Source organism: Nonomuraea jiangxiensis (assembly GCF_900099965.1).
Classification (GTDB): domain Bacteria; phylum Actinomycetota; class Actinomycetes; order Streptosporangiales; family Streptosporangiaceae; genus Nonomuraea; species Nonomuraea jiangxiensis.
The window spans coordinates 72063-96992 of sequence record NZ_FNDJ01000037.1 but is presented as its reverse complement, the minus strand read 5'-3'; the positions used below and the strand labels follow the sequence as shown (position 1 = coordinate 96992).

The window sequence follows — 24930 nt, the reverse complement described above, 5'->3', positions numbered from 1 at the left end:
CTCCTGCTTGAGAAGTACGACCATAGTGCGCCACCCTCCTGGTTACCGGGAGGTGGCACTTTGCGAACTCTGGAGTCCCCCGCAAACCGGGGCGTAGCGCGCGGGAGTGCGACGACGGTTGGGGGGGCGGTGTCCGTCCCGCCCTCGATCGAAGGCGTGACGGGGCGCCACGCACGGGCTCACCTCGTTCGTGGCATATCCAGGCTACGGGAAACCGACCGGGATGGCCGGTTTGAGCCGTTCTGCCGGGCGCGGTTTCTGGCGGTTTCTGGCGGTTTCTAGACGAGCCTCATCAGACCGTCGTACAAGGTCGTCCGCTCGTCCTCCGAGAGGACCCGGTACGGCGCCGCGGCCCGCTGGTTGGTCTCCGCCTCGATCAGGATCCGCAGGGGGCCGTCCCGCAGGTCGACGATCTCGGCCGCGGACAGCCCCGCCGCCCGCCAGGACGCGGCGTGCGCGTCGGCGCGGTGGTATCGCAGGACGGCGATCCGGTTGAACAGCAGCAGCCCCGGCGGCGCGTCCACCGGCTCGTACGGCGGGGAGGCCAGTTCCAAGGCGCCACCCGGCAGGGGTTCGGCGGCGTCGAGCACCCGGCCCGCCAGGTCGGCGAGCTCCGGCAGCCCGGGGTCGGGCCAGACGCGGCGGGTCGCGGCGGCGTGCAGGTCGTACAGCCCGTGGATGAACTTGAGGCCTTTGTCCGTCAGCCGCAGTGTCCCGTCGCCGTCCCTGGTGAGGGTGCCCTCGCTGAGGTGCTGCTCCAGGTCCGCCTGGTGGGCGGCGGGGTCGCGGTAGCGGTAGATCGTACCCAGCTGGGGCCGGTTGACCGGGCGCACGGGGAGCATGAACCTCAGGTCGGCCAGCAGCCCGGGGGTCACCCCCGACGCCTCCGCCAGTTCGTCGGCCGCCCGGCGGGCCGCGGCGTGCACGTTGACGTGAGCCGCGTCGATGACCGGGGCGATCGCCGCCGCGTATTCCGGCACGTCCTGAAATTTCGGCATCGGCGGTGATTATGCCGCACAGCGAGTCACGAGACTGGCACTACACAACACCCATCCCCAAACCCACCCCGTTGTCCCTGATGTCCGAGTAGCAGCGACGGGTGCAGGCCCGAACAACCGCAACTCCGCCCCTGGGATGGGGTGCGTGGCAGGCCTGGCCCACGTACCGGCCGAACACACGGGGGCTGACCACACGGCGGTCGACCACACCGTGTCGGCTGCCACCGCCGCGGCGATCCAAGCGGGCGTCGCCGACAACACCCGTGCCGCCCATGCCCGCGACTGGCCGGCTTCCACGCGCTGGTGTGCCAGGCCCGACCGGACCGCTGCCAACCGGGTGCTCACCGGCTACCGCCGCCACCTGGCCCAGACCGGCATGCGAAGGCCGCACCACGCCGCGACGCCGCCACCCCCGACGACCTGCGCGCCATGCCGGCCACCAGAACGACGAGGACCTCTGCGTGGTCCGCGCCCTGACCACCTGGATGGCCGGCCTCGCCACAGACAAGCGCACCCGAGGTCCACTATTCGTCCGCATCGACCAGCACCAGAACATCGGAAGAGCGATGCACCGGGACGGCCGCCCGATCGGCGACCCGGACGGGCGGCTGTCGGTGCGCGCCTTCGACGACATCATCGCCGGCGCCGCCGAACGCGCCGGCCTGGACGCCGACCGTATAGAGGGCCTGCGTCGGCAATGGTCGGGGCACTCTCTGCGCCGCGGCTACGCATCCGCCGCGCGCGCCGCCGGCGTCGATCCGCTCACGATCGCCCGGCGCGGCGGCTGGAAGGAGAACTCCACGGTGATGTGGGACTACTTCAAAGAAGACGTCGACCGGTGGGCTGAGTCGGAGGAGGACGACATGCTATGACGAACGCCAACCAACCAGTCGGCTTGGGCCCAGCTGTGAGGGCTTCCGAATCCTGTGGCCCGCGAGGTCGAGCTGACCGCTCTCCTCGAAGCCATCAGGATCCCCTCGTACGAGGGGTGCCGCCCGCCAAGTTGGATCAGTTCAGCGGGTGCGCGATGCCCCGCTCGTAGGCGAGGAAGGCCAACCCCACGGCCAGGACGGCAGGCAGCGTGGCCGGGGCGTGCTCGCGCCGTGAGACGTGGAAGGCCATGGCTCCGCACATGAGAAGGAACAGACCGGCCGCCGAGACCGGAGTCAGCCAGGTTGCGACGCCCAGCAGCCCCGGCAGGACCAGCCCGGCGGCGCCAAGCGCCTCGGTGACGTTGGCGGTCAGCCGTAGACGGGGACGGTTCTCGGCGGCCAACCGCCGTCGCAATGCCGCGGGCGGGAAGGCGTGCACGGCGGCGTGCACCAGGTACGCGCAGCACAGGAAGCCCTGCAGCCACCACAGGACGGCGTTCACCGCCGCTCCTCCCGGGAGGCCGCCCGGAGCGCCTGCCAGCCGGAGGCGTCCGCGATGAACGTGTCGCATCTTCTCCCGATCTCCAGCACCTGTTCCAGCGAGCCGGTACCAGTGGCCAGCTCGAAAAGACCGCGGAAGTACGGGAAGCGTTCGACGCCGGGCGCGACGACCACGAGCAGCTCCGCGGTACGCCCGGCCGACGCGCCGAAGGCGTGCGGTGTCCTCGGCGGGACGATCACCACGTCGTGCCGCTCCGCCGTCACCAGTTCCTCCCCGCAGAGCAGGTCGACCGAGCCGTCCACCACGAAGAACAGCTCGGACGAGCGGTCATGGTGGTGCGGCGGCGCGCCGTCGGTGCCCGGGCCGAGGCTGATCAGGTGTGTGCCGAGAGCGTGCGAAGTGACGTCGCCGTCGGCGATTAACCGCATCGTGTTGGGCGGCACGCCAAGCTTCTCGGCCTCGGCGGCCCGTACGACGACGGTGTCACCGTATCCGGGGGAAAGCATGGACATGGGATCCTCCTTCAGAATCAGGCACGGAAACCTTCGGCTGCGGCGGGGACTTCCGGATTCGGGCGCGAAGTCCCTCAGGCCGGGGCACCGAGGCCGCGGACGGTTAGCTCGACGAGCTGGCGCAGGCGTCCGCGCAGCTCGTCGACGGTTCCGCGGGCCAGCTCGATGCCGGTGAGGGCGTCCACGAGGAGCCGGGCCACGTCGCGGGCCGGCAGCTCCGCGCCGAGGCGCGGCGGCGCGGCGGAGGTGAGCACGTCCTCGACGGCGCTGACGAGGCGCTCACGCGCGCTCGTCACGATGGGGCCCGCGATCGCCGCCGCCTCCCGCAGGACCTCGTCGCGGAACTCCGTCTCCGGCCCGGCTACCAGGTCGAGCCGCGCGGCCAGCACGCCGTACAGGCGGTCGGCAAGCGTTCCGCCGGAGCGGCTCGCGGCTGCCGCCCGCCGGTCGACGACGTCGAACGCGCACTCCACCATCGCCTGGAAGAGGTGCTCCTTGCTCTTGAAGTGCTGATACAGCGCGGGCCGCGACATCCCGGCGGCCTTGGCCAGCAGGTCCATCGACGTGCGGGCATAACCGTAGCGGCCGAAGCAGGGGACGGCCGCCTCCAGGATCTGAAGGCGCTTGGCATCCATCGTTGCCGACATGCTGACAATATTAGTGTTGATCGTCAGAATGTAAAGCGGTCCGACGCGTGGCGTCGTCCGCATCTGTGCGCCGGATCAGCGTGCTTCGGGGGCGTGCGAGCGATGGGATGCGGTGGTCCGAGTGCGGAGTCGCTCGTGGAAGCGTTCGGTGTTGATGACGGCACGGCGGTGGGTTCCCCGGCAGACGGTGCCCGCGTCGTCGTGGGCATGGACCGTGAAGGTGAGCTGTTTGCCGTCCACACTGCTGAGATCGGCCTGGACGGTCAGCGTACTGCCGGGCGGCGTGGGAGCCTCGTGGCTGAGGTCTACATGCACGCCCAGGGTCTGCTCGCCGTCGTCCAAGTGCCCGTCGAGGGCGCGCATACAGGTCCATTCCACGACGCCGACCAGGTAGCCGGTGGCCAGGACCGAAGGTAGGGCGGCGAAGTAGGCGGATTCGGGCAGCAGGTACGGCACGGTGCGTTCGGCGGGAACGAGATAGTCCAGCCGTGCGGTCAGCCCCGGTTGAAGTGAAGCATGCATGATGGCTCTCCTCCTTGCGGACGGCAGCCGAGCCCAGGACGGCGCCGGACTCAGGGGGCGGTGATGATGGGGGCGATACGAGGGGCGGCCGGCTTCACGTAGTCGTCGGTGGCCAGGGCGATCGAGCGGTCCAGACGCGCGGCGTTGAAGAACAGCTCCGGAACCCGCAGGAGCGCCGGATCGGCGACCAACCGCTCATACAGCCCCTCGTCCAGGCTGTCGGGGGCGGCGATGCCGCTGTTCACCTCACCACTCACCGCTCAGCAACTCCTTCGCCTCGGAAATACGGTGTTCGTCGCGCTGGTAGAACACCCATTGCTTGATCTTCCTGCCGCGCAACAGCCCGGCCTGCGCGAGCACCTTCAGATGCTCACCACAGGTCGGTTGGCTCACCCCCAGCTTCTGGGCGATGAACAAAGAGCAGACACCGTCACGCACCAGATCACCGTCACGCTGCGGCGGGAAATGGCGTTCAGGGTCACGCAGCCACTCCAAGATCAGCAAACGCTTGTCGCTGGCCAGCGCCTTCACCAGATCAACATCCAGCACGTAGGAATTATGGCAATTGCCTAACTCCCTGTCTACAAGTGGCTGCGGACTGTCCGAGTTCCCAGCCCTCCAAGCCGTCACCCACGCGCAGCAGGTCCGCCATAGGCCCCACCATGTGACCGTGGCGCCGAACCGCTCCAGCACCGCGCGCTCGCACCCGGCTTTCAGCTGGTTGCCCGGAGGCTGGCGGGGCGGGGTGTCGGCCGGGCAAGGGTACATCGGGGAGTCCTCGTTCACGGGGAGTGTCCCCCAGTCCGTGAACGCGTGGATGGAGGAGACGAACGTGTAGCAGCGCCGGGGACGGAAAGCCGCGACGGGGTTACCACGAGAGCCGGCTAGCCGCGGTGCGTGGTGCCCCGGTGGCCATGGAGTCGGGCAACTTCGGGCTCGCGTGACGGCGGTCAGCCGGTGAAGGGTCAGCGGCCGTTTCCTGGAGGGCCATCAGCCACCTACGGCGGGTGGCAGACCACGGCAGTGCGTAACAGAACAAGGGGGTTCAAGCAAAGCGACCAGAAGTGCCATGGCGGAGCGCGGTGGTGAGGGCGGTGGTGAGGGCGGGGAGGTCGTCCAGGCCCAAAGTGGCGACGGTGAGGCGGAGGGCGGGCGGGGAGCTGATGCGGTTGCGGGCGCCGGGAGCCGGGACCCACCCCCGGGCCAGCAGCCGGGTGATGGCCGTGCTCTCGTCGGCCACGGGGATCCACACGTTCAGCCCGGTACGCCCGTGCGCCCGGATGCCGCGCTCGGCCAGGGCGGCGACCAGGCCGTCGCGGCGCCGGGCGTAAGCGGCGGCCACCGCCGTCCGGTCCACCGCCCGCGTCCGCCACAGGTGGGCCACCGCGCGTTGCAACAGGTGGCTGACCCAGCCCGCGGCCAGGCGCTGACGGCCACGCAGCCGACCCAGGCTGGCGGCGTCGCCGGTGACCAGGGCGAGGCGGAGGTCGGGGCCGAAGGACTTGGCGGTGGAGCGGGTCAGGATCCAGCGTTCTGTGGCGCCGGCCAGCGGATGCAGCGGGATGTCCACCATGCCCGAGCCGTGGTCGTCCTCGATCACCAGCACGCCCGGGAACGCCGCCAGCACGGCCCGCAGCTCCTCGGCGCGGGCGGCGGGGATGGCGGCACCGGTCGGGTTCTGGGCCCGTGGGGTGACGACCACGGCGCGCGCTCCCGCCCGCAGCGCCCGGGCGAGGTCGTCCGGCAGGGGGCCGTCGTCGTCGAGCCGCATCGGGACAGGGCGCAGCCCCAGAACGCCGACGAGGTCGAGGAGGGCCGTCCAGCCCGGGTCCTCCACCGCGATCGGGTCGCCGGGGCGGAGGTGGACGGTCAGGACACGTTCGACCGCGTCGAGGGTGCCCGAGGTGACCGCCAGCGGCCCGGCCGGCACCCCTTCCGCGCGCAGGCCGGCCCCGGCCAGGGCGAGGAGTTCCTCGTCGTCGCCCGTCCCGTACATGGCGGGCCGTTCCTCGTGCGCCCTGGCCGCCGCGGCGAGTGCCGCGTGCAGGGGCGGGAGCAGGGCGGGGTCGGGGTTGCCGGTGGAGAGGTCGCGGGCGCCCGGCGGGACCTCGATGCGGATCTCCTCGCGGAACGTGCTGGCCGGGCGGGGCCTGACCCGGGTGCCGCGGCGTCCGGCGGTCTCGACGACACCGCGCTCGCGCAGCAGCCGGTACGCCGCCGCCGCCGTGTTGGGGCTGACCCCGGCCGCGCCGGCCGCCTCGCGTACCGATGGGAGCGCCGTACCCGGTGCCAGCCGTCCTCCGGACACCGCCGCCTCGACCGCGGCCGCTATCTCATTGGCCGTCCCACCCGTGATCAGGTATTTTCCTTGCACAAAACACAGTATGTACTAATACAAAGGGGTACGGGGTGCTCATTCATCCGTGGGATGCGGCCAGGGACAACGACGAATGGCGGAGTTGGCTGCGTACGCGCGACTTCGGGCTGATCGCCGCGAACGGCGTGGACGGCGGGCCACCGGTGGTGGTGCCGACCCACTTCCTGTACGACGGCGACCGGGAGGTGCTGCTCCACCTGGCCAGGCCCAACCCGATCTGGGCCGCGCTGGAGGCCAACCCGGTGGCCGTGGTGAGCGTGCACGACGACTACGCCTACATCCCGTCCGGATGGCGCTCGGACTCGCCCGAGGACGGCGTGCCGACCAGTTACTACGCCACCGTGCAGCTCACCTGCGCGGCCACGATCGTGGACGGCGCCGAGGACAAGGCGGAGATCCTGCGGCGGCAGCTGGCCCACCACGAGCCGGACGGGACGTACGGCGAGGTGGCCGCGGACTCAGGGCCGTACCACCGGAGGTTGCCGGGGATCAGGGGGTTGCGGCTGGAGGTGCTGGGAGTGCGGGCCAAGTTCAAGTACGACGACCACCGGCCGGTGGACTTCCGGGAGCGGGTCGCGGGCGAGCTGGCCGGGCGGGATCTGCCGGGCGACGTGGCCGCCAGGGAGCAGCAGCTCAGGCGCATGCGGCAAGGCCGGCGCCCCTCGTCTCAGGATGCCGGTTCAGGCTGAAACACGCTGGTTAGGATGATCGCATGGCAGCGCAGGAGGGCCCCGATCGCGAGCGGGTGCTCGATTGGGTGGAGCGGGTGGCGACGTTCGTCTCCGCGGAGTGGGGGCTCGCCCCCATCTCCGGCCGCGTCCTGGGCTGGCTCATGGTGTGCGACCCGCCCGCGCAGACCGCGAGCGACATCGCGGGGGCCATCGGCGCGAGCCGCGCGTCGCTGACCACCAACATGCACCTCCTGACGACCATCCGGTTGGTCCGCAAGTTCCGCAAGCCCGGTGAGCGGAACGTCTACTACCGGATCGAGGACGACGCCTGGTCGAAGGTCATCCGGCAGAAGCTCGCCGTGTTCGCCGCGTTCGACGAGGTGGCGGCGGACGGCCTGCGGCTGGGCTGGGCCGACGAGGCGCGGACCGCGCGCATCCGCTCGGCCAGATCCTCCATCGCCGCCCTGACCAAGGTGCTCGACCAGGCCCCCGACTGAGCTGCCTCCCCGAACACGACACCGAGGGCGGATGTCGCTGTCCACTGCCTGTGGATAACCGGCTCGCCCTGTGGACAACGTGCCGTGGAAGAACCCGGCGCAGGCCTGGAAAGGGGGCGGTACTCGCAGGATTCGCCGTCTTCCCGTCATCCACAAACGGCTGCGCACAGCCTGTGGACGACCGGGGGAAAACGTGCCGGGTCAGCCCCTTCCGATGAACGGCATCGCCGTCGCCATGACGGTCATGAACTGTACGTTCGCGTCGAGTGGCAGGCCCGCCATGAAGACGATGGCCTCGGCGACGTTCCGCACGTCGATGGTGGGCTCTGCGGCGACCGAGCCGTTGGCCTGCAGAACGCCGTGGCTCATGGCCGCGGTCATGTCCGTGGCGGCGTTGCCGACGTCGATCTGTCCGCAGGCGATCCCGTACGCGCGGCCTTCGAGCGAGATCGCCTTGGTCAGGCCGGTGATGGCGTGCTTGGTGGCCGTGTACGCGGCGGCGTGCGGGCGCGGCACGTGCGCCGACAGGGAGCCGTTGTTGATGATCCGCCCGCCTCCCGCCGCCTTCATGTGGCGGAACGCCTCCTGCGCGCACAGGAACGCCCCGGTGAGGTTCGTGCTCACGACCTCGGACCACTGCCCGTGGGAGATCTCGTCGAAGGGCGCGGCCGGCCCGAAGACTCCCGCGTTGTTGACCAGCACGTCCACCCGCCCGAACCGCTCCAGGCACCGCTCGAACAGCGTCCGCACGGACTCCGGCTCGGTCACGTCACAGGGCGCCACCAGCACGTTCTCGCCGGTGCCCGCGATGGCCGCGGCGGTCTCCCCGAGCGCCTCCTCCCGCCGGCCGGCCAGCGCCACCCGGTGGCCGGCGGCGTGCAGGGCGAGCGCGGCCTGCCTGCCGATGCCGGATCCGGCCCCGGTGATCACGACCGCCCGCCCGTTCCCCGGGTCGTCCACAGCGCTGTCCTCCCTTGTGCGGTGGCTTCCGACATGCCCGATCAGGCTAAGCGGCCTTCCGAAGGTCAGGCCGGCCGGGTCGGCGAGCGCAGACATTGCCGACTCACCCCGCCCTCTCTACCCCGGCTATACGTGCGCGGGGCAGGGATGAGGTACGGATGGCACCGGGGAGGGATGACGGTGGCGAAGCGGATCTTGGTGACCGGCAGCGGGCCGCTGGGCCGGGCGGTGGCCGACCGGCTGGCGGCCCAGGGGCACGAGGTGCGCACCATGAGCCGGCACGCACCGGCGAACGGCGAGCCGAGCGCGTACACCTGGATGAAGGTGGACCTGCTCGCCGGGGAGGTGCCCCAGCGGGCGGTCGGCGACGTGGACACGATCGTCCACTGCGCGGGCTCCCGCCGCGGCGACGTCGAGGCGGCCCAGAACCTGATCGCCGGTGCCCGGCGTGCCGGACGCCCGCACCTGGTCTACATCTCCATCGTCGGCGCCGACCGCATCCCCTACCACTATTACCGGGACACACTGGCGGTCGAGCGGCTGATCGGGGACTCGGGGCTGCCGTGGACCGTGCAGCGCTCCACCCAGTTCCACGACCTCATCCTGAGCGCCTGCCGGATGCTGGCCCGCGCCCCCGTGATGCCCGTCCCGGCCGCCACCCACTTCCAGCCGATCGACGTCCGGGACGTGGCCGACCGCCTCGTCGAGCTGGCTCTGGCCGCCACGCCCGGCGGGCACGTACCCGACGTCGGCGGGCCGCAGGTGCTCAGCGCCCGCGCGCTGGCGCGCTCCTACCTGCGGGCCAGCCGCCGGCGAAAGCTCGTCGTGCCGGTGATGTTCCCCGGTGCCGCGTTCGCCGGGTATCGGGAAGGCGGTCAGCTGGCACCCGAGCACACGGTCGGCCGGACCACCTTCGACCAGTTCCTCGCCGAGCGCTTCAGTGCTCAGGGCGCCAGGAAGATCCAGCCGGCGCCCGGGACGTGACGAGCATGACGGCACGCGCCTGGGTCCGGACCGGGCTGGTCATCGTCCGCACATGATCTTCCATATCGCCCACCTGCGGAACTTTCCTCCGGCGGACGCGATCACCCAGACGGTCCTGCTGACCGTGCTGATGCTGATCCCGATCGCCCTGCTCGTCCCCGCCCGGCGGCTGCCGCGAGGTTGATCCCCGGTCCCCTGATCCGGCATGAGGTCCGGGACGAATAGCGGGATGCGCGTGATGTGACGGGGCACGAACATCAGCCATCCCTGGGGGATTCATCATGGGAGACTTCTTCGGCACGCTCAAACGCCAGATCGACGCCAACGCCAAGCGGGTGGTCGAGGAGTGCGTCTGCGCGATACCCGACTACCATGCCATCGCGTCCGAGGCCCACGACTCGATGCTGGAATTCGCGATCACCGTACGCCGGCGCTCGATCGAGCTCGCCGCCGCGAACGAGCCGCTCCTTGAGTCCGACCTCGCCTACATCGAGTCGGTCGGCGAGCAACGAGGGGCGCAGGGCGTGTCGGTCGCGTCCCAGCGCAGCGTCCTGGCCCTGCACGCGGCCGGCACCTTCCGCGAGATGTCGGAGGCGGCCGGACCGAGCGACCTCGGCGACTCGATGCACATGCTCGGCTGGCTCGCCCGGCAGGGCACGGCGGCGCAACAGGCCCACACCCGCGGACACCTCAGGGGACGACAGCGCCACCTGTCCCTCGTCACCCGGGTCCGCCTGCTCGCCACCATGCTGCTGCGGGACGACCCGATGGCGGCGGAGCTGGCCAGGAGCCTGGCCATGCCGGTGGCCGAGCACTACCTGGTGACGGTGATCAGGGTCGCCGGGCAGGCGCCCCCGATGCCGGACTCGGCGCGGGAGCAGGTCGCGCGGACGCTCCTGGAGCAGCACCGGGTGCCGCTCGGCTGGTGCGATGCCGAGGAGTTCGCGGCGCTGGTGCCGTGCCGGAGCGCCCGTTCCGAGGACTCCGCCGCGGCCGAGGGTCACGGGCTCGCCCTGGGCCGCGACTTCGCCGGGGCCGTCGGCCGGCCGTGCTCCGTCGGCACCGCCCGCGGCCGGACCCGCTCCCTGGCCGAGGCGGCCGCGCTCGCGCGGAAGGTCAGCCGGGTGGCGCCGGTGGAGCGGGTCCCGCGCCGGACGTACGGGCTGTCAGACGTGTTCGCGGAGCTGGGGGCCTCGCACACGCCGCAGGTGGACCGGTGGCTGCGCGAGGTGGCGCGGCGGCTCTGCGACGGGCCCGACCTCGTCATCACGCTCGACGCCTACTACCGCAACGACATGAACCGGCTGCGTACGGCGACGTCGCTGCACATCCACCCGCGTACGCTCGACTACCGCCTGCGCCGGGTACGCGAGCTGACAGCGATCGATCCCGGCACCACGCGCGGCGTTCGTGTGCTGAGCACCGCCGTGGCACGCATGCTCGCCGGTGCCTGGAACGGCGCCGACTGATCCCTCGCCGAACCGCCGGCCCTGCCGCCGGCCTGCGGTTCGGCGCCAGGTCACGCCTCCGCGGGCTTGCGGAACTGCTCGATCAGCGCCGCGTAGCCGTCCCCGCCGCGCCCGGCGGCCACGGCCCTGGCGGCCAGGGCCTCGATGAACCGCGGCAGCTCGACGTCCACCCTGGCCGCCACGCTCTCGTCGATGAGGTGTTCCATCGCGGCCAGGTGGGTGTCGATGGTGGAATCGAGGGCCGGGTACGCACCGTCGTCGATCTGCCCTGCGTAGCCGGTCACCCAGCCGGCCACGGTCTCGATCAGCGTCTTCGCGACCGGGGCGAACGCCGTGGCGGGCACACCCGCCGCGCCGAGCAGGGCGGTGCCGTGCAGGAAGCCGTTGAGGATGTTCCACATCAGGCTGAGCACCGCCACGTCGTACAGGGACGACAGGCCGTGGTCGTCACCGAGGTGCGTCATCCCCGGGCCGAGGCTCCGCAGCGCCGGCTCGTGCCGGTCGAAGGCCGGCCGCGGCCCGCTGAAGAGGATCACGGCCTCCGCCGTGCCGATGGCCTGCGGGACGGCCAGGATCGCGCCGTCGAGGTAGGTGCCGCCCCGCTCCGCCACCCATCCGGCGGTCTCGCGGGCCGACTGCGACGTTCCCGAGGTCAGGTTGACCAGGACCCGGTCGTACAGGACCGGGCCCAGCGGATCGAGGAGCCCGTGCACGGCGGTGTAGTCCGAGACGCAGACGACCACGAGCGGGCTCGCCGCGACGGCGTCCGCGACCGAGTCCGCGACAAGGGCACCCTGGGCGCGCAGGCGGTCGGCCTTGGCCGCCGTACGGTTCCACACGGTCGTGGGGTGTCCCGCGCCCAGGAACGCCCCCGCGAGCGCCTCGCCCATGAGCCCCAGACCGATGACCGTGACGGGATCCCGTTCACTCATCGATGATGATTGATGTGTCATGGCAGAATCATGAACGTTCACATCGATGTGAAGGTCAAGGAGGAGCGGGCGTGCTGATCGGGGAGCTGAGCCGGCGCACGGGAGTCAACGCGCATCAGTTGCGCTACTACGAGGCCCAGGGCCTGCTCCAGCCGGACCGCGGCGCCAACGGCTACCGCGAGTACGGCGACGAAGCCGTCCTGACCGTGACCCAGATCAGAAGGCTCCTCGAAGCCGGGCTGTCCACCCGGGACATCGCGTACATGCTGCCGTGCGCCACCGGCACGGGCCCCGACCTCGTGCCCTGCCCCGAGATCCTGGACACCCTGCGCGCCCGGCTGGGCGGGCTGGACGCGCACATCGACACGCTCGCCCGCACCCGGCGGGCCCTGCACGGCTACCTCGACGCCGCCGAGCGGCGCGTGACCGCCCCCCGATAAGCCACCCTGGGACCCACCCTGGGATTTCGCCTCACTGCCAGCGCAGCGAGCTCCGGGCCGCCCAGTAGGCCTCGGGCTCCTCGTCCAGCCCGCTCAGGCGTTCGTCCAGCTCCGCGTCCCAGCCGGCGTGGACCGCGGACAGGTTGCTACGGAGCTGGTCCACCGAGGCGGCCCCGCTGAGCACCACCCCGGCCCACGGCTGGGCGAGGACGGCGGCCAGGGCCAGGGCGTCCGGCGCGACGCCGCGCTCCCGGGCGGCCGAGGCCAGTACGGGCGGGGCGGCGTGAGAGGTCAGCCGGCCGTTCGCCACGCCCTCCTTGACGATCACCCCCAGGCCGGCCCTGTGCGCCCTGGACAGGGCGGGGCCGGCGGATCGCGCCAGCAGGTTCCAGGTGGCCTGGACGGTGTCGAACAGGCTGGCCTCCACCGCCCGGTCGATGGTGTCCGCCTGGCGCGGGCCGGTCGTGGACAGGCCGACCGCGACGCCCGCGGCGCGCAGCTCACGCAGCTCGGCCAGGACGTCCTGGTCGTCGAGCACGCCGCTCTCGACGGTGGCCGAATGGATCTGGTAGAGCGACAGGTGCTGCCCGAGCAGCGCCCGGGTCTGGGCGAGCTGGTCGCGCAGCCGGCCCGCGGACAGCTCCTTCACCTCGTGCCGGTCGGCGTCCATCCGCCAGTCGCCGACGTAGGCATAGCCCCACTTCGAGCCCACGGTCACCGCTCCGGGCTCGATGTCGCGCGCACGCAACCAGCCGCCGAGGAACTCCTCGGCCCTGCCGTAGGAGCGGGCCACGTCGAAGTAACGCACGCCGGCCGCCAGTGCCGCGTCCAGCACCGCCCAGGTCCGCGCTCGCATCGTGGCGACGCTGCGATCCTCGCCGAGGTCCTCGGCCCGGCCGAGCGTGATGTAGGCGGGCCGGCCCAGCGCGGCCAGCCCGATCCCGATCGGCGTCACCGGCAACCCGGCCCGGCCCAACGGCCGCGCGGCGAGCCCATCACCCATCTCGGCGCCTCCCCCGGCCAAGGCCGTCCCTGCCGTTGATCGGCATCATGTCATGCCGGCTGAGGACGCTCCCGCGGCCGGCGCCGGTCCCAGTGCCGCGGTGAGCCTGGTCAGCGCCTCGGTGACCTGGCCGGGGGTGAGGCCCAGGACCGCGCGCTGGTAGCCGTACACCTCCGGGGCCAGGGGCGCGAGCAGCACCTCCACCAGGGCGTCCGGGCCCGGCACCCGGGCGGCGACCAGGAGCGCGCGCACGTGGGCCCGCCAGAATCCGTAGGCGCCGGTCTCGAACCGCGAGCGGCCCACCTCGGAGCCCAGCACCAGGTGGGAGTGGTCCTCCAGGAGGCGGACCATGGCGGCGTAGAAGGCGGCCAGCCGCTCGGCGGGCGGCGCGCCGGGGCCGAGCGGCGGGTCGCCGCGGAGCAGCCGCTCCTGCAGGGCCCGCTCGTGCTCGTCGAGCAGCGCGACGGCGATCGACGCCCGGTCGGGATAGCGCCGGTAGAGCGTGCCGCGACCCACCCCGGCCTTCCTGGCGATGTCGTCCATCGTCACGTCCTGCGCAGGCCGCTCCGCGAACAGCTGGGCGGCCGCCTCCAGGATCCTCGCGCGGTTGCGCGCGGCGTCGGCTCTCTCCATGCCCGCCATTGTATGTGGACACCGCGTCCGGTTATAGTAAAGTGGACACCGTGTCCACATAATCTCCCGAGGAGAGATCATGCTGTTGCATCTGGACGCCAGCGCGCGGCGCGCGGCGTCGTTCTCACGCAAGCTGTCCGCCGTGTACGCCGACACCTGGCGCGCCTCGAACCCCGGCCGCCCCTACGTCTACCGCGACCTGGCCGCCCAGCCGGTGCCGCACATCGGCGAGGCGTGGACCGAGCTGTGCGACTACATCCTTGAGCACGAGATAACCGATATTTCGCGCTATCAGGAGGCGGTACGCACCCCCGCCCAGCGCCAGGCGTGGTCCGTCGTGCAGCCGCTGCTGGACGAGGTCGTGGCGGCCGACGTGATCCTGATCGGCACGCCGATGTACAACTACTCGATCCCGTCGGCGCTGAAGGCCTGGCTCGACCAGATCACGTTCCCGAAGATGTCGCTCGAAGGGCGCTCGTTCGTGGTGACCGGAGCCCGTGGCGGCGCGTACGGTCCCGGCACCCCCCGCGAGCCGTACGACCACGAGGAGCGCTACCTCCGTGACTTCTTCCGCGGCCACTTCCGGGTTTCTGACGTGACCTTCATCCACGCCGAGCTGGTCAACTCCCGGCTCGACCCCGCGCTCGCCCACCTGCGCGAGCAGCACGAGCAGTCGCTGTCGGCGGCGCTCAAGGAGGCGACCCGATGAACTGGCTGGTCCTGGCCCTCGCCGGGCTCGTCGAAGTAGCCTGGTCACAGAGCATCAAGCCGACGCACAACTTCACCAAGCCGGTGCCCACGCTCGTCTGCCTGCTCCTCATGGCCGCCGCCGTGTGGCTGCTGTCGCAGGCGATGAACACCCTGCCGGTCGGCACCGCGTACGCGGTCTTCACCGGCATCGGCGCCGTCGGGGCGATCACGCTGGGCATCGTCCTCAACCACGACCCGGTGTCGCCGGGGCGGATGGCGGCGCTCGCGCTGATCGTCGGGGGCATCGTGCTGGCACGGATCACCACCTGAACTCCGGCGATCCGTCACAAATCAGGCCGCTACCCAGTCATCTCTGTAGAAGAACGTTCTCGTAGATGCGGCCGAAGGAGCACCATGCACGCGTCAGAACATCGGATCGCCACGTCGGTCCTGATCATCGGCACGGGAGGATCCGGCCTGCGGGCCGCCATCGAACTTGCCGAGCGCGGCGTCGACGTCCTCGCCGTGGGCAAGCGACCGAAGGCGGACGCGCACACCTCGCTCGCGGCGGGGGGCATCAACGCGGCGCTCGCCACGATGGACCCCGAGGACACCTGGCAGCAGCACGCGGCCGACACCCTCAAGGAGAGCTATCTCCTCGCCAACCCGGAGACGGTGCGGATCGTCGCCCAGGGGGCCGCACGCGGCATCGAGGACCTCGAACGCTACGGCATGCCGTTCGCCCGCGAGCAGGACGGGCGCATCTCGCAGCGCTTCTTCGGCGCGCACACCTACCGGCGCACCGCCTACGCCGGTGACTACACCGGGCTGGAGATCCAGCGCACCCTGATCAACCGGGCCACGCAGCTCGGCGTTCCCATCCTCGACAGCGTCTACATCACCCGCCTCCTCGTCCGCGACAACGCGGTCTTCGGCGCGTACGGGTTCGACCTGACCGACGGCAGCCGCTACGTCATCCACGCCGACGCGGTGATCCTGGCGGCCGGCGGGCACACCCGGATCTGGCGGCGTACCTCCTCCCGGCGGGACGAGAACACGGGTGACTCGTTCCGCCTGGCCGTGCTCGCCGGGTGCCGCATCCGCGACCCCGAACTGGTGCAGTTCCATCCGTCCGGCCTCATCTCGCCCGAGAACGCGGCGGGCACCCTCGTCTCCGAGGCGGCCCGGGGCGAGGGCGGGATCCTGCGCAACCATCTCGGCGAGCGGTTCATGTCCCGGTACGACCCGGAACGGATGGAGCTGTCCACGCGCGACCGCGTCTCGCTGGCCGCCTACACGGAGATCAAGGAAGGCCGCGGGACGCCGGACGGGGGCGTCTGGCTCGACGTGTCCCACCTGCCGCGACAGACGATCATGACGCGGTTGCCCCGGGTCTACCAGACGCTCCTGGAGCTGCAGATGCTCGACATCACCCAGCAGCCGATCGAGATCGCACCGACCGCGCACTACTCGATGGGCGGCGTCTGGGTACGCGCCGAGGACCACGGCACGGATGTCGAGGGCCTGTGGGCCATCGGGGAGGCGGCCAGCGGCCTGCACGGGGCGAACCGGCTGGGCGGCAACTCGCTCATCGAGCTGCTGGTCTTCGGTCGGATCGTCGGGCAGGCGGCGGCGGAGTATTCCGCGGGCCTCGACGCCCAGCGCCGCTCCGCCGAGGCGCTCGGCGCGGCACGGGCGGAGGTGGACGAACTGCTCGCCGCCGACGGCCCGGAGAACGTGCGTGCGCTGCAGCGGGCCGTACGCGACATCATGACCGAGCACGCCGGCGTGGTGCGTGACGAGAGCGGCCTGAGGAAGGGCCTTGCCGAGCTCTCGGCGGTGGAGGACCGCATGGCCGAGATAGGCGTGCACCCGGACATCGCCGGCTTCCAGGACCTGGCCCACGCCTTCGACCTGAAGTCCGCGGTGCTCGCCGCGCGCGCGACGATCGAGACGGCACTGGAACGTCGCGAGACCCGGGGCTGCCACAACCGCTCCGACTACCCGGAGCTCGACCCCTCCTTGCAGGTCAACCTCGTGTGGTCCGGTCCCGGGCAGGTGGAGCGGCAGGCCATCCCGCCGGTTCCCGACGAGATCGCGGGCCTCATGCGCGAGGTCTCGACCGTCGGCAAGCTCGTCGAGTAGCCGGGCGGTTCCCGCAGCCGGGGAAAGAAGTTCTCGCCGGTTGTCACAACTCCAGCGGCCACCCGGTCTTAGCTGGCGACCGGTCGGCGATGAGGCGCCCCGGCGAACCAGGGAAGGTCAGTTATGAAGATCGTGGTAATCGGCGGGACCGGCCTGATCGGATCGAAACTCGTGACGAAGCTGGGCGAGCACGGTCACGAGGCGGTCGCGGCCGCGCCGAACACCGGCGTGAACACCCTCACCGGCGAGGGGCTGCCCGAGGTGCTGAAGGACGCGGCGGTGGTGATCGACGTGTCGAACTCCCCCTCCTTCGAGGAGCAGGCCGTCCTGGACTTCTTCACCACCTCCACCCGCAACCTGATCGCCGCGGAGAAGGAGGCCGGCGTCGGCCACCACGTCGCGCTGTCGGTGGTGGGCACGGAGCGGCCGCCCGGGAACGCCTACTTCCGGGCGAAGATCGCTCAAGAGAGGCTGATCGCGGAGTCGGGGATCCCGTTCTCGCTCGTGCACGCCACCCAGTTCTTCGAGTTCGTCCGGCGCATCGCCGACGAGGCGACGGTCGACGGCAAGGTGCGGATGGCGCCCGTGCTCTTCCAGCCCATGGCGGGCGACGACGTCGCGCAGGCGGTCGGCCGGGTCGCGGTGGGGGCGCCGCTGAACGGCAGGATCGAGGTGGGCGGACCCGAGGTGTTCCGGATGGACGAGTTCTTCCGCGACGCGCTGGCCCACTGGAACGACCCCCGCGAGGTGGTCTCCGACCCGCACGCTCACTACTTCGGATCCGAGGTGCTGGAGCGGTCCTTGGTTCCGGACGACGACGCAACCCGGGGCCTGATCCGCTACAGCGAATGGCCCGGCCGGGACGAGGTCCGCAAGTAGCAGGCCGCCGGACATCCACTCAAGCCCCCATGGAGGAAAGATGAGCGCCCCGGACGGCGAGAAGCGGTTCCTGTACGAGCTCCACGTCGAGGTCGAGGCGGAAGTGACCCTGGCAGCGGCGAGCCATCCGGAGCAGGCGGCCGACCTGCCGGTCAGCGAATGGCTGTTCGACCCGATGGAGGCCGAGAGCGAGGAGATCGGCCTGCGCGGCCTGCTCGACGCGGTCGAGGTCCTGGAGGACGACTCCCCGCACGGCTGACGCCCATGACCCGCCAGGGGGACGGCGACCAGGACGTCTTCCACCCGGAGCGGGACGAGGTCGCGCACTACTACCGCTTCGGCGCTACCGGCGTCCGCTCTGACGTCATGGGCCGCCGCTTGCCACTTTCGTCGTAACGTCCCTTCCGGACCGCCCCATACGCTGTGGCCATGCGGTTCGCACTACTCGGCGCGGGTGTGGGCACGCTCACGCTGTTCTCCCTCCACGGACAGGGCGGGGTCCGGTCGGGCCTGCCGCTCCCGGCGCTGGTCGCGATCGCCGCCGTCACGGGCGTGGCCGCCTGGTACGCGCGGCGGTCCTGGTGGCCGCTGGCCGTGGTGGGCGCCGTCGCCTACGCCTGGCTGGTGTTGTGGCCGCCGCTGCTGGTGGCCACCTACTTCGCCGGCAGGTCCCTGCGCGGGCGTGGTCACCTGGCCGCCTATGTCGGCGGGTCGGGGGTCGCGATCGGGCTCTCCGTGGCGGTGGGCCAGGTCCATGGAGGGACGTACGCGATCGTCACGGGCGCGTTCGGGAACACGCTGGTGATGGCACTGGCGATGATCGGGTTGCCGCTGGCGCTCGGGTTGTGGACCCGGGCCAGGCGTGAGGTGCTGGCGGCGGCCAGGGAACGCGCCGAGCGGCTGGAACACGAGCAGGTCATGCGGGCCGAGCAGGCCAGGGCGCAGGAGCGGGCCAGGATCGCCAGGGAGATGCACGACGTGGTCGCGCACCGGGTGTCGCTGATCGTGCTGCACGCCGGGGCGCTGGAGGTGCGGGCGGCCGACGAGGAGACGGCCCGGGCCGCGGCGCTGATCGGCGGGATCGGGCGGGAGGCCCTGACCAACCTGCGCGACGTGCTCGGCGTGCTGCGCTCCCCGCCGTCACCCGGCCAGGCGGGCGACCTGGACCGGCTGCGGCCGCCGCCCACGCTGGACGACCTGGACCGGCTGCTGGACCAGTCCCGCGCCCTGGGCATCGCGGTGACCCGGCATGACGAGGGTGAGATACGGCCGGTGGAGACGACCGTGGAGCGGACGGCGTACCGGGTGGTGCAGGAGGCGCTCACCAACGTGCACAAGCATGCCGGGGACGTGGGCACGGACGTACGCCTCCGTTACGGGCCAGACGCGCTGGAGGTGGAGGTGCGCAACGACGCGCCGGGCGCGGCGCGGGAGGAGCTGCCCGGCGCGGGCTGGGGCCTGGTGGGGTTGCGGGAACGCGTCGAGCTGCTCGGCGGCACGCTGCGGACCAGCGCCGAGGACGGCGGAGGCTTCCTGGTCAGGGCGCGGATCCCTGGGTGATCAGTCGAGGACCTTGATCTTCTTCATGGTGGGCTGGGAGATCACCCGGGCCACGCCGGGAATACCGATGATCTTCCCCGTCTGGAAGGCCTCGTAGGCGGCGTAGTCGGCGACGAGAACGCGCAGGTGATAGTCGGGCGTGGCGAACAACCGGCGGAACTCGACGACCTCGTCGTAAGCGGCGATGGTCCTCTCCAACTCCTCCAGGGTCTTCAGGTCGCTCACGGAGACCTCGATGGAGACGATGACCTCCAGGCCGCCCCCGAGCAGCTCGTGGTTGACCGTGGCCCGGTAGCCGCTGATGATGCCCGCCTCCTCCAGGCGTTTGACCCGGCGCAGGCAGGGCGGCGGGGTGAGCCCCACCCGCCGGGCGAGCTCCACATTGGTCAACCGGCCGTCCTGCTGGAGCTGAAACAATATTTCTCGATCAATGGCATCGAGTACATGTTCATTGCCCATCACCGCACCATATCGGCAGAACTGGAAACCATATGAGGCCGATTTCAACCTAGAATTACCCGCAGCAGCTGCCCTTTTACCTGGACATCGGCCGCCCCCGCCACGGGCCGCGAGCCTCATATGACCACGTCGCGAAGGGGTAATCACTCATGAAGGATCGCGTCGCCCTCGTGTCCGCCTGGCTGGACGAGCGGGCCGAGGACATGGCCCGGCTGCTGGAGCGCCTCGTGGCCATCGACTCCGAGAACCCGCCCGGGCGCGCGCTGGGCCGCTGCGCGCGGGTCCTGCGCGAGGAGATGGACCGGCTCGGCCTCTCCCCCGAGCTCCTCGACGTCGCCGGCCCGTCGGGCGAGCTCGACGACCCGTGCGTCGTACGCGGCACCGCGGGCGACGGCGGCAGGCTCATGTACTTCCACGGCCACTTCGACGTGGTGCCCGCCCAGGACCGCGAACAGTTCACCGCCGAACGCCGGGACGGAAGGATCATCGGGCGCGGCACGGCGGACATGAAGGGCGGGATCGTCAGCATGCTCTACGGCGCCGCCGCCGCCAAGGAGCTGGGGCTGCTCGGCGGCGGGCGGATCGTCGTGCACCTGGTGTGCGACGAGGAGACCGGCAGCGTGGTGGGCGCCGGGCACCTGCGCGCCGCCGGCCTGATCGACCCCTCCGCGCTGGCCATGCTCACCGCGGAGCCCAGCGGCGGCGGCATCTGGAACGCGGCCCGCGGCGCCGTCTCCCTCCGGGTCGACGTCCACGGCCGCGAGGCCCACGTCGGACAGGCCCACCTGGGCGTCAACGCCTTCCAGCACATGCTGCACATCGCCCGGCCGGTCGAGCGGTACGCCGCCGAGATGGCCGCCCGGCACACCGGCCTGCCGATGAACCCCGGTGACTCCCCCGGCACCATGATCGTGATCGGCGGCCTGTCCGGCAGCGGCTCCAACTTCAACGTCGTGCCGGGGTCGGCGCACTTCACCATCGACGGCCGCTACAACCCGGAAGAGGACCCGGAGGTCGAGCTCAAGCGCCTGATCGACATCATCGAGACGGCGGCCGGGCAGGTCGGCGCCGACATCTCCATCCGGACCACCCAGCTGCAGCCCAGCGCCGGCACGGACCAGGACCATCCGGCGGCCACCGCCCTCGCCCGGGTCGTCAAGGAGGTCGAGGGCAGCCCCGCCCGCTTCGAGATGTGCGCGGGCATCCTGGAGATCCGCTGGTACGCGCAGCTCGGCATCCCCGCCTTCGGCTACGGCGCGGGCCGCCTGGACGTTTCCCACGGCCCCGACGAGTACATCGACGAGGCCGCGATGCGCCGCTGCGCCGCCGTGTACGCCCTCTACGCCGCCGACCTGCTGAACTGAGGCCGGTTAAGGTGGCGGGCATGGGAGAGCCGGTCGAGATCGTGGACCACGACCCGGCCTGGCAGGCCGAGTTCTCCGCGCTCGGGTCCACACTGCGTGGGGCGCTCGGTGACGTCGCGGTGCGGGTCGATCACATCGGCTCGACATCGGTGCCCGGCCTGGCCGCCAAGCCGATCATCGACATCCAGATCTCGGTACGCTCGCTGCAACCGCTGGCCGCCTACAAGGCTCCGCTGGAGCGGCTCGGCCTGGTGCACCGGGCCGACAACCCGGAGCTGACCAAGCGGTACTTCCGTGAGGCGCCAGGCGGTCGCCGTACCCACATCCACGTGCGCGAGCTGGGCAGCTTCTCCCAGCAACTGCCCCTGCTGTTCCGCGACTACCTGCGCGCCCACCCCGCCGAGACGGCCGAGTTCGCGCAGGCGAAGCGGCGGTGCGCGCGCCGGTTCCGCGACGACAGGCAGGGATACGTCCTCGCCAAGGAGCCCTTCGTCTGGGAGATCGTGCGCCGCGCCGACACGTGGGCTCAGAACATCGGCTGGCGCCCGGGCCCCAGCGACGCCTGACCCGTTCGCTCAGAATCCCACAGGCCGACCCGTCGCACAGCGCGCCGGACGGTCTCTCGCAGCTCCACCTCGCCGCGCCGAGGCCACGATCCCCGCCGGCTCATGTACGGACGGTTAGCATGCGCGGATGACCTTGGTACGTCCGCGTCACGCGGTCCGCGCGATCATTCTGGACGAAGCCGACCGCATCCTGCTGTGCCGCTTGGACGTTCCCCGGCCGGCCGGGAGGATCGTCGTGTGGGTGACGCCCGGTGGAGGCATCGAGCCCGGCGAAGCTCCTCTCACCGCCCTCCGCCGGGAGCTGCGCGAGGAAGTGGGACTCGCGATCGAGGCGGACCCACCGCACGTCTGGCACCAGGTGGTCATCGACCGTGAACACACGGAGGGCCATGACGGAGTGATCAACGACTTCTTCCTGGTCCGAACCGCATCGTTCCACCCCCGCGGCTCGCTGTCCGCCGCCGAACTCGCTGCCGAGCTCATCGTCGAATTCCGCTGGTGGCCACTGCCGGACATCGCGAGCTACCGCGGCCCCGACCTGTTCTCGCCACGCGACCTGGCCACGCCGTTGGCGGCGCTGATCGCCGACGAGGTTCCGTCCCCACCCGTACGGCTGGGCTTGTGACCCTCCAGCCTTGACCGCCCCGGCGGGTTTTGTCCTTGCCGACTCCTGGACCCGCCGCGTCCGTCCTACCTGGGGTTGACGCACAGGATCCGACCGTAGTCAGATGCCGGGCGTCCCCGCCTCGCGATACGTTCCCCAACATGAACAGGGCATGGCGACGGCTTGGCACGGGGATCATCGCCGATTCCGTGGCGGCGGCCGCCTCGACCCTATTCGTGGCTTGGGCGATCATCGATCCACCGGGCTCGTCGTCGGGGTGGCCCACCTGGTCGGCCTGGCCGGTCGCGGCGATGGTGAGCCTGCCCGTCGCGATCCGGCGCCGCCGCCCGGGGCTCGCCCTCTCCATCGCGGGTGCCGCCGCGGTGCTGGCGACCATGGCCGGCGCCGTCCCGGCGGGCGCGGTCTCGGTGGCGTTCTTCCCGGTCGCGCTCGTGCTCTACCTGTTCGCCTCGACCGTTCCGGTCAGCCGGGCGGCGGCGGTCCTGGCGGTGTGCGTCGCCGGCGCGGTCGCGGCCGTGCTGACCTTCTACGCGCAGGTGCTCCCCACCCTGCCGCCCGCGCCGGCGCCCAGCGAGTTCCCGGCGTTGTGGCCGGTGGAGACCGGGTTGATCGTCCTGTCGCTGACCGCCTGCTGGGTGGCCGGGGCGACGGTGCGCTGGAAGCGGCACATGAGCGCCCGCCTCGCCCGCCACCTCGCCGACGCCGCGGTGGCCGACGAGCGCAGACGCATCGCCCGGGAGTTGCACGACGTCATCGGGCACAGCATGAGCCTGATAGCGATCAAGGCCACCGTCGCCAACCATGTCGCCGACACCCACCCTCAGGAGGTTCGCGCCGCGATGGCGGTCATCGAGCAGACGAGTCAAAGCACGCTCACCGAGATCCGCCGCGTCCTCGGCCTCCTGCGCTCCGACGGCGACGACCCTGACGACACCCTGGTGCCCGTGCCCGGGATGGACGACCTGCCCGGCCTCGTGCACCAGGCCAGATCCGCCGGGCTAGACACCGAGCTGACCATGCGGGGCGAGGCCGCGTTACCTCCCGCGGTCGCCCTGACGGCATACCGGATCGTGCAGGAGGCCCTGACCAACGCCGTCACCCACGCGGCGCCCACCCGCTGCTCGGTGACCGTGGAGATCGACGCGGGCCAGGTCTCGATAGAGGTCGTCGACAGCGGTCCCGAGGCGCACCGCGAGCCGCGCCGTACGGGGCTGGGCGGCCATGGCCTGATCGGGATGCGGGAGCGGGCGGCGATGTTCGAGGGCACGTTCAGCGCGGGTCCCCGGCCCGGCGGAGGCTTCCAGGTGTCGGCCCGCCTGCCTTACTCACCGGTGGGGACGTCGGCGTGAGCTCGGACATGTCACCCTCCGATCCGGCCCCGCCCGTCCGGGTCCTGCTCGCCGAGGACCAGGTGCTGGTGCGTGACAGCTTCAAGGTCCTCATCGACAGCACTCCAGGACTGGTGACCGTCGGCGAGGCGGGCACCGGCGCCGAGGCCGTGTCCCTGGCCCGTCGGCAGCGCCCCGACGTCGTCCTCATGGACATCCGCATGCCCGACATGGACGGCATCGAGGCGACCCGGAGGATCTGTGCCGACCCGCAGAGCGACGGCGTGCACGTACTTATCCTGACCACCTTCGACCTGGACGAATACGTCTACGCGGCGCTGCGGGCGGGCGCGAGCGGCTTCCTGATCAAGAGCACCACGGCAGCCGAGCTCCTCACCGCGATCCGGGTGGTCGCCGCCGGCGAGGCCCTGCTCGCCCCGACGGTCACCCGCCGGCTCATCGCCGAGTTCCTCCAGAGCCCCCCGCATACGCCACCCCTCAGAAGCCTGGACGGCATCACACAACGCGAACGGGACGTCCTCACCCTGATCGGCAGGGGCCTGTCCAACACCGAGATCGCGGAGCACCTCCACCTCACGATCGGCACGGTGAAGACCCACATCGGGCGCCTACTCGCCAAACTGCCGGCCCGCGACCGCGCCCAACTCGTCATAGCGGCCTACGAAACCGGCCTCGCCACCCTCCCCACCCACCCCGACCACCCCGACCACCCCTGACCAACAACACCAACCCCCCGACCGCCCGTGACCGAAAGACCACCCCCCGACAGCCCCTGACTGATCAGATCAACCCCCCGGTCGGCCCTGACCGATCAGACCAACCCCCTGGACCGACTCCTCGGACCGTGAATGCTCGGCGACGACGGCCATTCGGCATGGAGATCACTCATTCCCGCAGGTGGCGCGCTACCAGCAAGCAGCGTTCGACGCGTGTCCCCGCCCGCCGGGCAGTCCACCACGTCCCACACCACGTGAAGCGCCTTCGGGCACGAAGCACGGATGATGCCGCCCCGCCGGACAGCGCGCTGCGGGGAGCCGGGCACCGAGGAGACCACCCGCCCGACGGGAAGTTCTGGGGAGCCAAGTAGCGAAGCGGCCGCCCAACGGACAGGACGCCCCGGGGAGCCGGGCACCAAGAAGGCCCACGCCAGACGAGGCCCTCCAGCACCCACACCGCGAAGGCCCCACGCCAGACGAGGCGCTCAAGAGCCGGGCAACGAGAAGGCCGCCCGCACGACGGGATGCTCTGGGGAGCCAGGTAGCGAAGCGACCGCC

The 24930-nt window shown here is 71.3% G+C and carries 32 protein-coding genes; 19 read left to right on the top strand and 13 right to left on the bottom strand.

Annotation, left to right across the window (positions count from 1 at the left end; genetic code table 11):
• Positions 1 to 278: 278 nt before the first annotated feature.
• The gene (locus BLS95_RS47820) at positions 279 to 998 is read right to left on the bottom strand and encodes a helix-turn-helix domain-containing protein (RefSeq protein WP_143044212.1); all 720 of its coding nucleotides are present in this window, start codon (positions 996 to 998) and stop codon (positions 279 to 281) included.
• Positions 999 to 1459: 461 nt separating this feature from the next.
• On the opposite strand from BLS95_RS47820, the gene BLS95_RS47815 reads away from it, so the two are divergent.
• Positions 1460 to 1870, top strand: coding sequence for a tyrosine-type recombinase/integrase (locus BLS95_RS47815; RefSeq protein ID WP_176993786.1), 411 nt, complete (start codon positions 1460 to 1462; stop codon positions 1868 to 1870).
• Positions 1871 to 2006: 136 nt separating this feature from the next.
• On the opposite strand, the gene BLS95_RS47810 is transcribed toward BLS95_RS47815, so the two are convergent.
• The 7 genes from BLS95_RS47810 to BLS95_RS47780 form a co-directional block, all read right to left on the bottom strand.
• Positions 2007 to 2372 carry a DoxX family protein gene (locus BLS95_RS47810; protein ID WP_176993785.1) on the bottom strand — a complete coding sequence of 122 codons (366 nt, stop codon included), beginning with the start codon at positions 2370 to 2372 and terminating at the stop codon, positions 2007 to 2009.
• Positions 2369 to 2884, bottom strand: a complete 516-nt coding sequence (locus BLS95_RS47805) for a cupin domain-containing protein (protein WP_090946278.1) — start codon at positions 2882 to 2884, stop codon at positions 2369 to 2371. The genes BLS95_RS47810 and BLS95_RS47805 overlap by 4 nt, the downstream gene beginning before the upstream one ends.
• Positions 2885 to 2958: 74 nt before the next feature.
• Entirely contained in the window at positions 2959 to 3531 is a 573-nt protein-coding gene (locus BLS95_RS47800) for a TetR/AcrR family transcriptional regulator (protein WP_090946277.1), read from the bottom strand.
• Between the two features lie 75 nt (positions 3532 to 3606).
• Positions 3607 to 4053, bottom strand: a complete 447-nt coding sequence (locus BLS95_RS47795; protein ID WP_090946276.1) for a thioesterase family protein — start codon at positions 4051 to 4053, stop codon at positions 3607 to 3609.
• Between the two features lie 50 nt (positions 4054 to 4103).
• Positions 4104 to 4310 carry a YbaK/EbsC family protein gene (locus BLS95_RS47790; RefSeq protein ID WP_218136345.1) on the bottom strand — a complete coding sequence of 69 codons (207 nt, stop codon included), beginning with the start codon at positions 4308 to 4310 and terminating at the stop codon, positions 4104 to 4106.
• A complete protein-coding gene (locus BLS95_RS47785; RefSeq protein ID WP_176993784.1) occupies positions 4300 to 4602 on the bottom strand; it encodes an ArsR/SmtB family transcription factor in 303 nt (100 codons plus the stop codon). Before BLS95_RS47785 ends, BLS95_RS47790 begins: the two co-directional genes overlap by 11 nt.
• Positions 4603 to 5098: 496 nt before the next feature.
• Positions 5099 to 6427 (bottom strand): aminotransferase class I/II-fold pyridoxal phosphate-dependent enzyme, encoded by a 1329-nt coding sequence (locus BLS95_RS47780; protein WP_090946273.1) that lies wholly within the window; start codon positions 6425 to 6427, stop codon positions 5099 to 5101.
• Positions 6428 to 6462: 35 nt separating this feature from the next.
• Here BLS95_RS47780 and BLS95_RS47775 point away from each other — a divergent pair, with 35 nt between their 5' ends.
• The gene (locus BLS95_RS47775; protein ID WP_090946272.1) at positions 6463 to 7119 is read left to right on the top strand and encodes an FMN-binding negative transcriptional regulator; all 657 of its coding nucleotides are present in this window, start codon (positions 6463 to 6465) and stop codon (positions 7117 to 7119) included.
• A gap of 23 nt (positions 7120 to 7142) precedes the next feature.
• Positions 7143 to 7598, top strand: a complete 456-nt coding sequence (locus BLS95_RS47770) for a GbsR/MarR family transcriptional regulator (protein WP_090946271.1) — start codon at positions 7143 to 7145, stop codon at positions 7596 to 7598.
• A 201-nt stretch (positions 7599 to 7799) separates the two neighbouring features.
• Here the strand turns inward: BLS95_RS47770 and BLS95_RS47765 are convergent, their stop codons facing one another.
• Positions 7800 to 8558 (bottom strand): SDR family oxidoreductase, encoded by a 759-nt coding sequence (locus BLS95_RS47765; RefSeq protein WP_245765723.1) that lies wholly within the window; start codon positions 8556 to 8558, stop codon positions 7800 to 7802.
• A gap of 180 nt (positions 8559 to 8738) precedes the next feature.
• Between BLS95_RS47765 and BLS95_RS47760 the strand changes: the two genes are divergently transcribed.
• The 3 genes from BLS95_RS47760 to BLS95_RS47755 all read left to right on the top strand — a co-directional run bounded on the left by BLS95_RS47760 (position 8739) and on the right by BLS95_RS47755 (position 11011).
• A complete protein-coding gene (locus tag BLS95_RS47760; RefSeq protein ID WP_245765722.1) occupies positions 8739 to 9542 on the top strand; it encodes an SDR family oxidoreductase in 804 nt (267 codons plus the stop codon).
• Positions 9543 to 9594: 52 nt separating this feature from the next.
• The gene (locus tag BLS95_RS59415) at positions 9595 to 9726 is read left to right on the top strand and encodes a hypothetical protein (protein WP_281250129.1); all 132 of its coding nucleotides are present in this window, start codon (positions 9595 to 9597) and stop codon (positions 9724 to 9726) included.
• 97 nt (positions 9727 to 9823) lie between these two features.
• Positions 9824 to 11011 carry a PucR family transcriptional regulator gene (locus BLS95_RS47755; RefSeq protein ID WP_090946268.1) on the top strand — a complete coding sequence of 396 codons (1188 nt, stop codon included), beginning with the start codon at positions 9824 to 9826 and terminating at the stop codon, positions 11009 to 11011.
• Between the two features lie 50 nt (positions 11012 to 11061).
• On the opposite strand, the gene BLS95_RS47750 is transcribed toward BLS95_RS47755, so the two are convergent.
• Positions 11062 to 11943, bottom strand: coding sequence for an NAD(P)-dependent oxidoreductase (locus BLS95_RS47750; protein WP_090946267.1), 882 nt, complete (start codon positions 11941 to 11943; stop codon positions 11062 to 11064).
• Between the two features lie 71 nt (positions 11944 to 12014).
• Between BLS95_RS47750 and BLS95_RS47745 the strand changes: the two genes are divergently transcribed.
• The gene (locus BLS95_RS47745) at positions 12015 to 12383 is read left to right on the top strand and encodes a MerR family transcriptional regulator (RefSeq protein ID WP_090946266.1); all 369 of its coding nucleotides are present in this window, start codon (positions 12015 to 12017) and stop codon (positions 12381 to 12383) included.
• Between the two features lie 31 nt (positions 12384 to 12414).
• Here the strand turns inward: BLS95_RS47745 and BLS95_RS47740 are convergent, their stop codons facing one another.
• Positions 12415 to 13386: an aldo/keto reductase gene (locus BLS95_RS47740; protein ID WP_090946295.1), complete on the bottom strand. Its 972-nt coding sequence runs from the start codon at positions 13384 to 13386 to the stop codon at positions 12415 to 12417.
• Positions 13387 to 13431: 45 nt separating this feature from the next.
• Positions 13432 to 14019, bottom strand: coding sequence for a TetR/AcrR family transcriptional regulator (locus BLS95_RS47735; protein ID WP_090946265.1), 588 nt, complete (start codon positions 14017 to 14019; stop codon positions 13432 to 13434).
• Between the two features lie 79 nt (positions 14020 to 14098).
• On the opposite strand from BLS95_RS47735, the gene BLS95_RS47730 reads away from it, so the two are divergent.
• The 7 genes from BLS95_RS47730 (at position 14099) to BLS95_RS47705 (ending at position 19293) form a co-directional block, all read left to right on the top strand.
• Positions 14099 to 14728, top strand: a complete 630-nt coding sequence (locus BLS95_RS47730; protein ID WP_090946264.1) for an FMN-dependent NADH-azoreductase — start codon at positions 14099 to 14101, stop codon at positions 14726 to 14728.
• Positions 14725 to 15039, top strand: coding sequence for a DMT family transporter (locus BLS95_RS47725; protein WP_090946263.1), 315 nt, complete (start codon positions 14725 to 14727; stop codon positions 15037 to 15039). Before BLS95_RS47730 ends, BLS95_RS47725 begins: the two co-directional genes overlap by 4 nt.
• Positions 15040 to 15123: 84 nt before the next feature.
• Positions 15124 to 16854, top strand: coding sequence for an L-aspartate oxidase (locus BLS95_RS47720; protein WP_090946262.1), 1731 nt, complete (start codon positions 15124 to 15126; stop codon positions 16852 to 16854).
• Between the two features lie 123 nt (positions 16855 to 16977).
• Positions 16978 to 17733 (top strand): SDR family oxidoreductase, encoded by a 756-nt coding sequence (locus tag BLS95_RS47715; RefSeq protein WP_090946261.1) that lies wholly within the window; start codon positions 16978 to 16980, stop codon positions 17731 to 17733.
• Positions 17734 to 17773: 40 nt separating this feature from the next.
• The gene (locus BLS95_RS47710) at positions 17774 to 17992 is read left to right on the top strand and encodes a hypothetical protein (protein WP_090946260.1); all 219 of its coding nucleotides are present in this window, start codon (positions 17774 to 17776) and stop codon (positions 17990 to 17992) included.
• 5 nt (positions 17993 to 17997) lie between these two features.
• Entirely contained in the window at positions 17998 to 18129 is a 132-nt protein-coding gene (locus BLS95_RS59410) for a hypothetical protein (RefSeq protein WP_281250128.1), read from the top strand.
• Between the two features lie 33 nt (positions 18130 to 18162).
• Positions 18163 to 19293 carry a sensor histidine kinase gene (locus tag BLS95_RS47705; RefSeq protein ID WP_090946294.1) on the top strand — a complete coding sequence of 377 codons (1131 nt, stop codon included), beginning with the start codon at positions 18163 to 18165 and terminating at the stop codon, positions 19291 to 19293.
• On the opposite strand, the gene BLS95_RS47700 is transcribed toward BLS95_RS47705, so the two are convergent.
• Positions 19294 to 19674, bottom strand: a complete 381-nt coding sequence (locus BLS95_RS47700; protein WP_245765725.1) for an Lrp/AsnC family transcriptional regulator — start codon at positions 19672 to 19674, stop codon at positions 19294 to 19296.
• Between the two features lie 227 nt (positions 19675 to 19901).
• On the opposite strand from BLS95_RS47700, the gene BLS95_RS47695 reads away from it, so the two are divergent.
• From BLS95_RS47695 to BLS95_RS47675, 5 genes are all read left to right on the top strand, one after another.
• Positions 19902 to 21116, top strand: coding sequence for a M20 family metallopeptidase (locus tag BLS95_RS47695; protein WP_090946258.1), 1215 nt, complete (start codon positions 19902 to 19904; stop codon positions 21114 to 21116).
• 20 nt (positions 21117 to 21136) lie between these two features.
• The gene (locus BLS95_RS47690; protein WP_090946257.1) at positions 21137 to 21682 is read left to right on the top strand and encodes a GrpB family protein; all 546 of its coding nucleotides are present in this window, start codon (positions 21137 to 21139) and stop codon (positions 21680 to 21682) included.
• Between the two features lie 127 nt (positions 21683 to 21809).
• Entirely contained in the window at positions 21810 to 22307 is a 498-nt protein-coding gene (locus BLS95_RS47685) for an NUDIX domain-containing protein (RefSeq protein ID WP_090946256.1), read from the top strand.
• 140 nt (positions 22308 to 22447) lie between these two features.
• Positions 22448 to 23656: a sensor histidine kinase gene (locus tag BLS95_RS47680; protein ID WP_090946255.1), complete on the top strand. Its 1209-nt coding sequence runs from the start codon at positions 22448 to 22450 to the stop codon at positions 23654 to 23656.
• Between the two features lie 8 nt (positions 23657 to 23664).
• Complete coding sequence (locus tag BLS95_RS47675) at positions 23665 to 24372, top strand: response regulator (protein WP_090946293.1); 708 nt, start codon at positions 23665 to 23667, stop codon at positions 24370 to 24372.
• Positions 24373 to 24930: the final 558 nt, after the last annotated feature.